At 41.9% G+C, this 13120-nt stretch carries 14 protein-coding genes; 6 read left to right on the top strand and 8 right to left on the bottom strand.

Annotated features, from left to right (window positions below; all coding sequences use genetic code 11):
• Positions 1-26 precede the first annotated feature (26 nt).
• Positions 27-785 (top strand): biotin--[acetyl-CoA-carboxylase] ligase, encoded by a 759-nt coding sequence (locus CYK47_RS03925; protein WP_122899122.1) that lies wholly within the window; start codon positions 27-29, stop codon positions 783-785.
• On the top strand, positions 782-1525 hold the full coding sequence (locus CYK47_RS03920) for a type III pantothenate kinase (RefSeq protein ID WP_122899120.1): 744 nt from the start codon (positions 782-784) through the stop codon (positions 1523-1525). Before CYK47_RS03925 ends, CYK47_RS03920 begins: the two co-directional genes overlap by 4 nt.
• Positions 1526-1572: 47 nt before the next feature.
• On the opposite strand, the gene ffh is transcribed toward CYK47_RS03920, so the two are convergent.
• Positions 1573-2976, bottom strand: a complete 1404-nt coding sequence (ffh, locus tag CYK47_RS03915) for a signal recognition particle protein (protein WP_122899118.1) — start codon at positions 2974-2976, stop codon at positions 1573-1575.
• Between the two features lie 138 nt (positions 2977-3114).
• On the opposite strand from ffh, the gene CYK47_RS03910 reads away from it, so the two are divergent.
• The 3 genes from CYK47_RS03910 to CYK47_RS03900 all read left to right on the top strand — a co-directional run bounded on the left by CYK47_RS03910 (position 3115) and on the right by CYK47_RS03900 (position 5749).
• Complete coding sequence (locus CYK47_RS03910; protein ID WP_122899116.1) at positions 3115-3924, top strand: cytochrome C assembly family protein; 810 nt, start codon at positions 3115-3117, stop codon at positions 3922-3924.
• An 87-nt stretch (positions 3925-4011) separates the two neighbouring features.
• Positions 4012-4488, top strand: a complete 477-nt coding sequence (locus CYK47_RS03905; RefSeq protein ID WP_122899114.1) for a hypothetical protein — start codon at positions 4012-4014, stop codon at positions 4486-4488.
• Positions 4489-4816: 328 nt separating this feature from the next.
• Complete coding sequence (locus CYK47_RS03900; RefSeq protein ID WP_122899112.1) at positions 4817-5749, top strand: tRNA dihydrouridine synthase; 933 nt, start codon at positions 4817-4819, stop codon at positions 5747-5749.
• Positions 5750-5780: 31 nt separating this feature from the next.
• On the opposite strand, the gene CYK47_RS03895 is transcribed toward CYK47_RS03900, so the two are convergent.
• The 7 genes from CYK47_RS03895 to CYK47_RS03865 all read right to left on the bottom strand — a co-directional run bounded on the left by CYK47_RS03895 (position 5781) and on the right by CYK47_RS03865 (position 12135).
• Positions 5781-6770 (bottom strand): DUF1176 domain-containing protein, encoded by a 990-nt coding sequence (locus CYK47_RS03895; RefSeq protein ID WP_122899110.1) that lies wholly within the window; start codon positions 6768-6770, stop codon positions 5781-5783.
• 9 nt (positions 6771-6779) lie between these two features.
• Entirely contained in the window at positions 6780-9155 is a 2376-nt protein-coding gene (locus CYK47_RS03890; RefSeq protein ID WP_122899239.1) for an AI-2E family transporter, read from the bottom strand.
• A gap of 129 nt (positions 9156-9284) precedes the next feature.
• Positions 9285-9695, bottom strand: coding sequence for a nuclear transport factor 2 family protein (locus CYK47_RS03885; protein ID WP_122899108.1), 411 nt, complete (start codon positions 9693-9695; stop codon positions 9285-9287).
• Between the two features lie 375 nt (positions 9696-10070).
• Positions 10071-10433, bottom strand: a complete 363-nt coding sequence (locus CYK47_RS03880; RefSeq protein ID WP_122899106.1) for a 5-carboxymethyl-2-hydroxymuconate Delta-isomerase — start codon at positions 10431-10433, stop codon at positions 10071-10073.
• A gap of 78 nt (positions 10434-10511) precedes the next feature.
• The gene (locus tag CYK47_RS03875) at positions 10512-10853 is read right to left on the bottom strand and encodes a zinc ribbon domain-containing protein YjdM (RefSeq protein WP_122899104.1); all 342 of its coding nucleotides are present in this window, start codon (positions 10851-10853) and stop codon (positions 10512-10514) included.
• A 121-nt stretch (positions 10854-10974) separates the two neighbouring features.
• The gene (locus CYK47_RS03870; protein WP_122899102.1) at positions 10975-11346 is read right to left on the bottom strand and encodes a ribonuclease E inhibitor RraB; all 372 of its coding nucleotides are present in this window, start codon (positions 11344-11346) and stop codon (positions 10975-10977) included.
• A gap of 123 nt (positions 11347-11469) precedes the next feature.
• Positions 11470-12135 (bottom strand): RluA family pseudouridine synthase, encoded by a 666-nt coding sequence (locus tag CYK47_RS03865; RefSeq protein WP_122899100.1) that lies wholly within the window; start codon positions 12133-12135, stop codon positions 11470-11472.
• Between the two features lie 226 nt (positions 12136-12361).
• Here CYK47_RS03865 and ygfZ point away from each other — a divergent pair, with 226 nt between their 5' ends.
• Positions 12362-13090, top strand: a complete 729-nt coding sequence (ygfZ, locus tag CYK47_RS03860; protein WP_122899098.1) for a CAF17-like 4Fe-4S cluster assembly/insertion protein YgfZ — start codon at positions 12362-12364, stop codon at positions 13088-13090.
• Positions 13091-13120 lie beyond the last annotated feature (30 nt).

Here is a 13120-nt window from a genome sequence, read left to right as displayed (position 1 = left end):
GACTTTTTTACTCAATTTAAAATTAAATGGATTTAGAAACTCGCCAGCTACAGCAACGTTTACAACAGCTCGGACAACACCCAGAAGTATTGTTGGTGAAACCAATTACCCAATCAACCAATGATGATGTGCGGGAAATTGCTCAAAAAGGCATACAGAGCATCTTGGTGTGTAGTCACCAACAAACCGCAGGGCGTGGTCAACGCCAACGTCAATGGGTATCGCCTGTGGGCAACATTTATTTAAGCACGTTGCTGAATTTAAACACAGCATTAGATGGGCGTTTAGCCTTAGAAATTGCGTTAAATATCCTACAAATGCCAAGTTTACGTGACTTAGATTTACAAATTAAATGGCCCAACGATTTATACAGCTTACAAGGCAAATGGGGCGGTATTTTAATTGAGCCGATTTCACCACAGCAAGTTGTCGTGGGTGTCGGGCTCAATATTGACCCCGTTGCATCTGAGCAGATTGACCAAACGGCAACAGCACTGACCACATTGGGTTTAACCAATACCTCACGCGTGGATTTGATTAGCGAACTGTATGTCGCCATTCAACAAGCAGGACAATGGTTTGACCATCGCTGCCAAAATTTAGCCGCGCGTTTTAACCATCATGCTGCATTTAAACAGCAACATGTCCTGTTTGAGCATGTCAATGGCGTGATAAATGGCATATTTTTAGGCATTGAAAATGATGGTGCAGTCAGTATCCAAACTGAACAAGGCATACAATATTTTTATCAAGGACGTTTACGTTTAAATGAGACCCCAGCATGAAAAAATTGTGGCTCGATATTGGTAACACTCGACTCAAGTATTGGATTACCCAAGACAATAACATTATTGAACACGGCGCAGAAATGCATTTGCAATCGCCTGCCGATTTACTGTTGGGTTTAATGCAGCATTTTAAAAAGCTGAATATCCAAAGTGTCGGCGTGTCTTCTGTACTCGATTTAGAATCAAATCAACGCATTCGCAAGCTATTAAATCGCTTGAAAGTTCCCGTGATTTGTGCTCAAGTTCAAGCAGAATATGCCGGTTTACAATGCGGTTATGATGTGCCGCAGCAACTGGGGATTGACCGTTGGCTACAAGTCTTGGCGGTTGCCAAAGATCCGCATAAAAAATATTGCGTGATTAGCTGCGGTACAGCCTTAACTATTGATTTAGCCGATGGTTTACAGCATTTGGGCGGCTATATTTTGCCGAATCTTTATTTGCAACGTGATGCCTTAATTCAAAACACCAAAGGCATTAAAATTCCAGATGCTGCTTTTGATAATTTAAACCCCGGACGTAATACCATTGATGCCGTGCATCATGGCATTTTGTTGGGCTTAGTCAGTAGTATTGAGAAAGTTTTGCAAAGCTCACCACGCGAGCTGGTATTGACCGGTGGTGATGCACCTTTATTTGCAGAATATTTAAAAGCATATCAGCCGCGCATTGAGCATGATTTATTACTCAAAGGCTTACAGTACTTTTTTGCCCAGCATCCTGACAGCACAGTTTAAAATACTGAATATACAGCATAAAAAAAGGCGCTCAATGCGCCTTTTTTTTATTTTGGATCTTTATTGCCAAACAGTGGGCCCATGCCACCGCCGCCAAATTGCTTTTGCAGACCCGATAATGATTTCATCATTTTTGCCATACCCGATGGGTTCGCAAATTTCTTCATCATTTTCGCCATCTGTGCATGCTGTTTAATCAGTTTATTGACTTCAACCACATCCATACCGCAACCTGCCGCAATACGTTTTTTACGACTTGGGTTCATGAGATCTGGGTTACGACGCTCTTTGACCGTCATTGACTGAATAATAGCTTGCATTTTTTTGACTTGCTTTTCAGGATTGGCTTGCGCAATCGCGTCTTGAATACCTGAATTGCTCATGCCTGGCAACTTATCTAAGAAGCCCATCATGCCGCCCATTTTATTCATTTGCTCAAATTGCATCAGCATATCTTCAAAGTTGAAGCTACCGCCTTTTTGCAATTTTTGCGCCATTTTTTCGGCTTTTTCTTTGTCGATTTTGCGTTCTACTTCTTCGACTAAAGAAAGTACGTCACCCATACCTAAGATACGCTGTGCCACACGCTCAGGATGGAATGGCTCTAAGGCATCGAGTTTTTCACCCATACCTAAGAATTTAATTGGCTTACCGGTAATGGCACGTACAGACAGTGCCGCACCACCGCGGGCATCACCATCAGTTTTAGTTAAAATCACACCGGTTAATGGTAACGCATCATTAAAGGCTTTGGCTGTATTGGCCGCATCCTGACCTGTCATGGCATCAACCACGAATAAGGTTTCAGTTGGGCTAATTGCAGCGTGTAAGTCTTTAATTTCGTCCATCATGTCGTCATCAATATGCAGACGACCTGCAGTATCGACAATTAACACATCGGCAAATTGAATTTTTGCTTGTTCGATGGCGCGGTTAGCAATCGTAATTGGGTTTTCGTCTGCGCTTGATTCAAAGAAAATCGCGCCTACTTCGCCGGCTACGGTTTGTAGCTGTTTAATTGCCGCTGGACGGTAAACGTCGGCAGAAACCATAGCGACTTTTTTCTTTTGGCGTTCTTGTAAGAAACGCGCAAGTTTTGCCGCAGTTGTAGTTTTACCCGCACCTTGTAAACCTGCAAGTAAAATCACCACCGGTGGTTTTGCTTGTAAGTCTAAGGTTTCGTTAGCAGCACCCATCATTTTGGTCAATTCGTCATAGACGATTTTGACGAAGGCTTGGCCAGGTGACAACTGTGTCATCACTTCTTGACCCAATGCTTCTTCCTTAACTTTCGCGATAAACTCACGAGTTACAGGTAACGCCACATCGGCTTCAAGAAGTGCCATACGCACTTCACGTAGCGTATCTTTAATATTGTCTTCGGTTAGCTGCCCTGAGCCAGTAACATTTCTTAAACTCTGCGTGAGTCGTTCTGTTAAGGTATCAAACATTGCAAAATCCGCTTAAAATGGTTGTTGCAGAAAAATCTTTCTTAAAAATAGAAAATTTATGCATAGAATGTTATAGGATACTGTAGTTCGCGTCGAATTTACATCCATGAATATTCATCATCCTGAAAAAGGTTTGACATGATTAGCCTGCCCTTGGTTTATACGATTTTAGCCTTAATTGCTTACCTCAGCTCGTTTTGCTATGTAAGCACGCATTTATTAGCAAAATCAGAACCCAATCGTTGGTTTGTCACCTCGATTTTAAGCCTAGGTCTGGCCTTGCATGCTGTGGTTTTGTATCACGATATGCTCACCCCGCTGGGTATTCATTATGATGTGTTTAATTTAGTCTCCTTTACCTCAGGCTTAATGTTGCTCTTAAGTACTCTGTTTAGTACTTATCGCCCAGTATTGGCGTTAAATTTAATTGCCATTCCTGTGGCGGCTACAGGCCTGATTTTAGGTTTTGCCTTTAGCCAAGCCAAACTGGCTGTAACACCCTCATCATGGGGTTTAGATATTCATATTATTTTATCGCTGTCTGCTTATGCAGTGCTGTTTATGGCCGCGATTCATGCGGTATTGCTCTGGTTTCAAAACCGCGAATTAAAGAAGAAAAATAAAAAACGCGTGTGGGTCAATTTACTGCCACCACTGCAAGCCATGGAATCATTGCTCTTTGATTTACTCATCACTGGCTTTGTGATGCTGACCCTAGCGCTGGGTTTTGGTTTCTTTACCATCGATAACTTCTTTGCCCAACATTTAGCGCATAAAACCGTGTTTAGCTTAATGTCTTGGCTGGTCTATGCAGTTTTATTAATCGGTCATTATGCATTTGGTTGGCGCGGTCAAAAAGCCATTCGTTTTACTCTCATAGGGTTTGCTTTATTGGCACTGGGCTTTATTGGTTCTAAATTTGTGCTCGAGATGATTTTAGCTCGCTAATACTGCCAAGCAATACAATTGGGTCATATTTTCGTCATCTTCCTGTCATAGAGTGTGTACACAACATCAAAAAAACAGGAACAACAAATGCAAAAAATCCTCATCACCTTGGCATTACTCGGCTGTTCTAGCGTGGCGCTTGCTGACTTTTATTGTAATGGTACGGTAAGTCAACGTCATATCGATGACAATGTTGCCATCAGCAAAACCTGCCACTTAGATCAAGTGACGGTCAAAGGCAACGTTATGCTGTATAGCGGTGCGCAAGCCGTCATTAAAAACTCAAACATTGACGGTAATCTAGAGTCGAAGGGACAATTCAGCAGTGTGTTGGCAGAAAATAACGCGATTGATGGCAACATTCAGTTAGAAAAAGGCCAAAAAATTCAACTGCTGAATAACGAAGTCAATGGCGATATTCAACTCAAAGAAAACCGTTCTAATATTGTAGTACGTGAAAATACTGTAGATGGCAATCTACAATGCGAAAAAAACAGCTTACAACCTGTAGGTGGACTGAACCGCGTAGCAGGCGATAAAGAAGGTCAATGCCGCCGTTTATAATGGTTTTTTTAGCGTGCTTCTTCTGCTCAAGAAGCACCTTTATGCAATTTTATCAGCCAAAATCATAAGACAACTAAAGCTGGCTTTTCATCCAAATTGCGCTAAAATAAAGCAAGTCCTTGTTATTTGAGTCTTAACATGTTGAATTCTCTAAAAAAGAAAAATAAAGCGTGGTTTACTTTTTTTATTATTACGCTTTATTCAATTTTAGGCTTTGTTTTAGGTCACTTAATTACCGACTATATTCTCAAGTGATGTAAAGCATTACTGACTAGACAGTCAGGCGCAATTTGCGTATAACACCGTTTTTATTTAAAGGTAGTATGCTTTGAAACTTGTGCTTGCACCCATGGAAGGCTTAACCGATCCCATTATGCGTGATGTGCTCACGTCTGTAGGAAGCTTTGACTGGTGCGTCACCGAGTTTATTCGTGTTACTAACTCTATTCTCCCCGACCATATTTATCACGCCTATTGCCCCGAATTACTCACTGATGGCAAAACTGCCGCAGGTACGCCTGTGCATGTGCAATTTTTAGGTAATGATCCTGATATGCTGGCTGCCAATGCAGTGCGTGCTGCCGAACTGGGCGCCCCTGCTATTGATATGAACTTTGGCTGTCCTGCCAAAACCGTAAATCGTCATCGTGGTGGTTCAGTTTTATTAGATGAACCTGAAGTGGTACATCAATTGGTCAAAGCTGTACGTGACGCTGTACCCAGCCATATTCCCGTTTCAGCGAAAATGCGTTTAGGTTATTTAGATCGTAACTTTACCCTAGAAAATGCGCATGCCATTGAAGATGCAGGTGCAGCGTGGGTCACTGTACATGCGCGTACCAAAGCCGATGGTTATACCCCGCCAGCTTTTTGGGACTTATTGCAACCTATTCGCGAGTCACTCAAAATTAATGTGATTGCCAATGGTGAAATTTGGAACAATCAGGATGCTAAACAATGCCAACTCGAATCGGGCTGTGAAGATCTAATGATTGGTCGCGGTGCAGTGACCACCCCTGATTTAACCCAATGTATCCGCCAAAACAGCGATACGCCTTTACTCACTTGGCAAGATTTAGTCTGCTTACAAATTCGCTTTTTAAGTGGCGGCTATAAAAAAGAAATGAACATGGTGGGACGCTATAAACAGTGGTTGGGGATGATGAGTAAGCATTATCCTGAAGCTAAATTGCTGTGGGACGAAGTCAAACGCATTAAAGCACTGGATGAAATCACTGCCAAATTGCAGCAACATCTTTAAAAAAACAGCCTCACTAACCCGAGGCTTTTTGTTAATGCGAGACTTGAGTGATCAAAGTGGGTAATTTCCATGCACCGCCCTGAAAACCTTTGCACTGTAAACTGACCGCACGATAACTTGGCTTAAAGCGTTGGCCAGTAAAGGCCCATTCATCTATGCTCAAGCAATCCCCTAAACCACGACCTTTTTGATAAGAAAAGATTTGCCCTGCACTAAAACTCGTGCCCGAGGTGGTCACCAATTGCTGCACGGTGCTTAAGTTTTTATCCATCAACCACATCCCTGCACCAAAATTATATGCTGCTTGCCAACATGGGCGCTCGACTAACACTTGCTTGGCATTGATCGGATAAATACTCAGTTGATTGTCTGTTTGCTGCTGTGTTTGCCATAACAATGGACAATCTTCGCTGTTGGTCGCTTGTTTTAAGCGTGGTGCTAGGGCTTTGGCTTGCTTTGAGTTTAAAGCATAATGCTGCGCCTTAGCGCGGCGATAATTGTGAATACGAGAACTCGGTAGCGCTAGCGCCCGACGGACTTGACGCGAACTTTTTATACCTTTAGCCAATAAAGCAGAGTTTGTACCTACGCGCTTTTGATATTCATCGGCTTTCAGCAATACTGCAGTTAAACCACGATCTGAAACCCGCCATGTTGTTGTTGCATGACGCAGTTCAATGCGTGTGTTTTTGCGTGCCGTGACCAGTAGCTGTTGCAACTGTTTGGCCGTTAAATCGGCTTGATTGTTATGAAATTGCAACACGCCATAGGGCTGCGCATTCAGGGTTAAATAGGCCTGCGGCGGTGCATCTAAGAGCTGCACTCTGCCAGTTAATTGAGCCTCTGTACCTGCAGGATAGCTCAATAAAATCGATACAGGTGCTGTTGTATCGGCTTGATAGCCTGCCATGCGACAGGTATGCGTATTGTCACAGGCCATTTCCCAATCTAAATGACTAAAACTTAAGGCATAGCCTGAACTGCTGATTAGACTCAGCGCAAGAACTATCATTTTTTGCATCCTGCTCTCCTATCGCGGTGGCTCATGTACTATTTGTGCCTGTTGCAAAGCCTCAATTTCTTCCAGTTTGGCTTGTTTATCGCGACTAGAACTTAAAGTAGTCATTAAATCATCCGCTAAAGCTTTGAGTAGCACCAGATCATCTTCGCTTAAACTGCGCACTTTTTTGTCTAAAATACACAAACTTCCCATCACCAGACCTTGCTTATTGCGCAGTGGCACACCTGCATAAAAACGAATCTTTTCTTCACTTAAGCGTTTGTTATGTGCAAAGCGCGGATCACGGGCAATATCTTCAATGATTAAATCTTCATTTTGATAGACCAAATGGTTACAAATAGATTGTGCACGGGCGACTTTAGCCTCCATAGGATGCTCATTTTGTGCATATAAGGGACTGGCTGGTGTATTGACCCATTCTTCATCCACCAAAGAAATCTGCGCATATTTCACAGCAAAAGCTTGGCGTGCTTCTTCAATATATTGTTCATAAATTGGGAGATTTTCGGGTTGTAATAGCTGTAGCTCATGCAAGGCAGCTAAACGTTCAGCTTCATTATCGTTGATGAGTTGCCGTGCAGGATTTTCTCCTTGCTGCATAAGTAACATATCCACACTCAGTAATAACTCATGCACACTACTGACCACATCTACATCAAAGCGCGCTTTGGCTTCACGGCGCAAGTCATCCTCATCATTGGCCCATGTCGCAAATAGCAAAGATAAATCAGGGCGTTTTTGTCCTACTTGATGCTGCAATAAACGAATTTGCGCTAAAGGCTGTTGATGAAAAATAGAGATGCATAAGATGTTAATCTCCTCAGGAATCTCAGCAATGACATCAAATTGCGATTGAATCAAAGCTTCTGCATGACTTTGTGCCACAACATGACGCAGTTTTAAGGCATGGGCCAGCATCGCTGCGGATAAAATATCGACCTCCCAACGTGCTCCAACACACATCACTTTGCTGTCTAAGTGAGTATGAGGGGCGGGATATTTGTGCTGAAAGGCATGATTAAAAAACTTAAGACCTTGTTGTAAACGCAAGCGATGTTCGGCACTGGCGATGGTGTTATGACTGCTCGAAAATAAGCGCAAGGCTGGAATTGCCACCTTGTCATAAAAATCATTTATATGGCGTACAAGCACTTCTGGGCTGGCTTTTTTAGGTAAATCAATATTGATGTAATCTTGCGCGACCTGCATTGCATCATCGGCATCATCGGCCACCAAACGCTGATAAAAGCGTTGCTGTGGGGTTAATACAGGTTCACTGCCAATTAAAATTTTTAAGAAACTCAGCGCAGGTACATAATAAGATAACACCAACAAACAGGCAGTCAGTGGTGTAGACAAAATTAAGCCGACTGGCCCCCACAACGATGTCCAAAAAGTAGCAGCTAAAATAATCGACAGTGTAGATAAGCCCGTACTTTCACCGTAGAGCCACGGTTCAATCATATTATTGCTAATCAGTTCCAATACTAAAATTAACGCCAGCGTCCACAGCACCATATTCCAACCAGGATCTACCGCAAAAGCTAAGGCAATAGGAAAAATTGCCGAGATCATCGGGCCTGCATAAGGGATAAAACGCATCACAATAGCGACTAATCCCCACATAATCGCAGCAGGCACCCCAATTAGCCACAACCCTAATGCCATCGGAATACCATAGGTGACATTCACTAACAGTTGCATACGCAAGTAAGTACCAATACGAGTTGCAGCTTCATCGAGTGCGTCAGTACCTACATTTAAGTTACCGCCCAATAAACGCAATAAGCGGTCGTGTAAATCTTTACGACTGAGTAAGATCAAGACCACAAATAAAAAGACAATACCGGCTGTGGCCAAAGGACCAAAAATCCGCCCTGCCCATTGCATGGCTTCATCCATTGCCGACGGTTCTTCCGCCACAACTTTAACTTCTTGGACATTCGGATCAGTTTGTTCAGCACTGGCATTGGCGCTAGCAATTGAAGTTTGAATGGTATTGAGTGTGGTTAATGCCCCATCCCATACACTTGGCCCACTGGTATAGCTGTGTACCGAACTGAGTTTTTGTTCAATAGTATCTTGATATTTAGGTAATTCTTGACTGAGTTTACTCAATTGAAAACCCAAATAGGTGGCAGCACCGCCCAGAACACTTAATGCCAACAATACCACCAAAGCAATAGACGGCACTTGTGGTAAGCCCCATCGCTTTAAGCGTGTCACCAGTGGTTCAAGTAAAAAGGCCAATAAAATAGACAAGGCCAAAGGAATGAAAATTTCTTGTCCAACATACAACGCTAAGATAATAATCGCGGCTATGACAAAACCTGCCATGATTTTTAAACTACGTACAGCGCTGTACACACGATGAGGAGCTGGCATCTGATTCATATCATGTCAATTTTTGTTTTTGATTCTCTATGGATTTAACGCGTTCTTTTTTTTATGACAAGTAGTATTTTGCAACCTTAACCAACAAAAACACCGCACAAATGGCGGTGTTGCAAACAACTAGATCATCGCGCGAGGCATGGAAATATGTTGATGTACCATTTTCCATTTACCTTGGGTCTTTTTAAAACATAAGGTAGTACGACACCATGGCAGATTTAAGCTATTTTGCTCGGAACGATCTACTTTAGAATAACAGTGTACGAAGGCTAAATCGTTTTCAGCATAGATTTTTACATCTTGCCGATAAACACAGACATCTTCAGCAAAATAAGGGCTATATTGCTCCCACAAAGCTTTGTAGGCCAGTGCCCCTTCGAGCTGCGAGCTCACGTCAAATACACTGACATCTTTTTGACATAAATCCGTTAGCGTCTGAATATCCATTTTTGCGACAGCGTTGTCCCATTGCTTAATTTTAAACAAGATTTCTTGTGCAGTATGCACATCACCAACAAACTGAACGGACATTAAAGTATCTCCAATTGTTTAATTGAAACACGCTCGGGATTAAAGGAAAAAAGATTTTGTGATTGGCTGCTGATTGCTGGCATCATTGGGAGATTTAAAAAACTAAAGATAAAAATGAAATACCCATCACACAAATCGATCACATTTTATACATAAATTTAAATCGAGAAGACAGCTTTTTAGCATAGCAATATATAAACTGTACAATCGAGCAACATGAGGATGTCACTAAAATTCAGGCCTTATTATTCAAGCAAACTGATTATTTAGACAGGGGCTTATTGGTTTTTTTGTTACATTTCAGTAATTTATTTTTGTGACACAGATAGATGAAGCACCAAAGAATAAGCTTTAATTATCCTTTGGCTAAAAATATTAGATTGAAATCACATTTTTACTATAGGTAGTTTTATCCATTTCTAAAATTTCCACACACAACTGTATCTGAATGTTTTGCACAGGCACATAATCCTGTAATACGCTTAATATTTTACGTGAAATTTCAGATTTTAATTCCAATGAACGTCCATTCAGTAACGATACTTTAACATGCACATACCCTTGATCTTGGGCATCTAAACCAATCACAAAATCTTGCTGTCGTATTGCCCGACTTTTCACATCTACGGCTGACTTAACATAAGCGCCATCGAGCATAGCTTGGTTTAAGGCCAGTAATAACGGCTTAATCGCTAAATCTTGGACATTGGCTGAATATTCAACATGAATATGGGGCATGGCTGAAGCTCTCTTGAAAATTTTGTCCTAGCATAAAATAAAAATGGAGCCCATGGCTCCATATGTAATGGTTTTACGTTATGCTTTTTTGACAAACTCAGATTTGAGTTTAATTTGCCCGATCCCATCAATCTTACAATCAATATCATGACCATCACTGGCATCAGGCACTAAACGAATGCTTTTAACTTTGGTGCCGACTTTAACCACCGAAGATGAACCTTTAATTTTTAAGTCCTTAATGACGGTTACGCTGTCACCGTCATTTAACACATTGCCATTGGCATCTTTAATGAGGCTTAAGCTTTGTGTCTCAGCTTCATCTTCTTGCCATTCATGCGCACATTCAGGACATACCAATAATGCGCCATCTTCATAAGTATATGCTGATTGGCATTTTGGACAATTCGGTAGCGACATATTTACCTCAAATTAACATAGTATTATCACATAAAGCACATATTAACAGAGATCATGAAATTTGCAGCGCTTATTTCTACACAGTAGCTGTCAGGTTAAATAGAAGTTGCTCTTGCTAGACTTAAGAGGTGCCGTCTATTTCGTCATCAAATACATAAGCCATACACCCCCAACCATCATATTCACCCTCAAAATCATGGGCAATTTGCCCAAGCCATGCCTCTAAATCGACAATTTCCTCATAATTAGGTGACATATCAATAAATAAGGTCAGGCGCCATTCGGCAGGTTGTAATTGTTGGTCTAAAAATAAGTGGATTTTTTGTTCTTCACGTAATAAATGTAAAGCAGCACGCTCCGCCTTAGCTTGCTCATTAAAGCTTAAAGAAAATTCGATTTCGTGTACTTCGCTTAAATCATCTCCGTCTTCATACATTTGCCATAACAGATTGCCATTTTCATCATCGGGAAACTTTTGATAGTCGCGATACATTTTTTATCCTTATTACTGTGCTTATTAAAATTCTATACACAAAAACAGATTAGCTGATTTTTAAAGCAAGTGTTAGCTAATTTTTTGCTGTGAAATGGCTTGCATCGCACAGCAAGCGCAGGCTTAAAATGGCAGTTGCGAATGAATCTGTAAGGCTTGACCTGTTAAAGGCTGCGTAAAGCCTAAATAGCAGGCATGTAAGGTCATACGCTTAAACGGACTTTGTTTAAAATTGGGATGATAAATTTGATCACCCATAATAGGATGACCTAAATGCAGCATATGCACCCGTAATTGATGTGAGCGGCCTGTAATTGGCGTGAGTTTTACCCGACTCATATCTTGCTCGGCATCGTAATGCAGCGCTTCATATAAAGTCAGAGCTTTTTTACCCAATTCATAATGCACCATTTGCCGTGGGCGATTTTCCCAATCGGTGATTAAAGGCACATCTACCTGCCCTGTGCCTTGCAACTGACCTTGTACCAATGCCTGATAATGTTTGGTGACTGTGCGTGCTTGAAACATTTTACTCACCGCCACCTCTGCATCACGGTGTTTGGCAAACATTAAAATTCCCGAGGTCGCCATATCCAAACGATGGGTAATTTTAGCCTCAGGATATTCGGCTCGCACGCGTAAATAGGCACTGTCATGATGTTGAGGTAAACGCCCAGGTACCGACAATAATTCCGCGGGCTTATCAATTATGACCAAATCTTCATCTTCATACAGCACCAGCAAGGGCTCTTGGGGCGGTTGATAGACAAACTCATCATTTAACGGCATACAGGTGTTCAAGTGCGAAGAAAGGCGGCAAATTAACAAGCATCTTTAGGGCTGTCAAGTCAGCTGTAATCTAACTATTTCAACAGCTGTTGTGATGTAGTCATGCAGCTTTAATACATTTTACAGTGTACATTTGCTCAGCAGTAGACGCGGTTTTAGGTTTGCCTGAAACAAAAGCTTGATGCACAATAACTTCAATACTGAAATAATTTAATTTGAGGCAATTATGAGCACAGCGCCAGCATTTGTTGCACTGAGTTTAGTGGGTGTAGATGCACAAAAATTTCTACAAGGCCAAGTGACCCTGCATGTCGAGCGTTTAGCAGAAAATGTGACCCGTTATACCGCGATTTGTAACTTAAAAGGGCGTATTCAATTTGGTTTATGGCTAACCAAACGCAATACCGAGGATTTTGTGATTGTCACCACTGCTGACCAAGCAGAAGAATTAGCAAAACACATTAAAAAGTTTGGTGCGTTTTCAAAAATGCAGCTCGAACAGCTTGGTACGGTCTATCCAACTTTAACGGCAGACAGCACCACATTTACTGAAGCAGAAACCGATATTGTAGCGTGGCAATTGGCAGCCATTGAAGCAGGTCAAGCATGGCTGTGTGCCGCGAGCCTAGGCGAATTTCAACCGCAAGAATTACGTTTACATCAACGTGAAGGCGTGCATTACGACAAAGGTTGTTATTTGGGTCAAGAAATCGTGGCACGTTTATGGTTTAAAGCCAAACCTAAACATTGGTTACACCTCGTTGCAGGTCAAGGTGCAGCCCCAGAGGTCAGCACTAAACTGAGTAATGATGTCGAAGTGGTCAATGCGATTGCCACACCACAAGGTTATAAAGCTTTAGTGGTGGCCAAGCCTGATGCCTTAAGCGCATTAGGTTTAGAGATTTTAGATTTACCTGACGATTTAAATGGTGATGTGGCACGTCCACAAGCGTAAAGCAAGGCTAAAAAAACCTCCTATTGAGGA

Source organism: Acinetobacter sp. B51(2017) (genome assembly GCF_003711395.1).
In the GTDB taxonomy this organism is placed as follows: Bacteria; Pseudomonadota; Gammaproteobacteria; order Pseudomonadales; family Moraxellaceae; genus Acinetobacter.
Note: the sequence above shows the minus strand (reverse complement) of the source record. Positions and strands in the feature narration are given on the sequence as shown.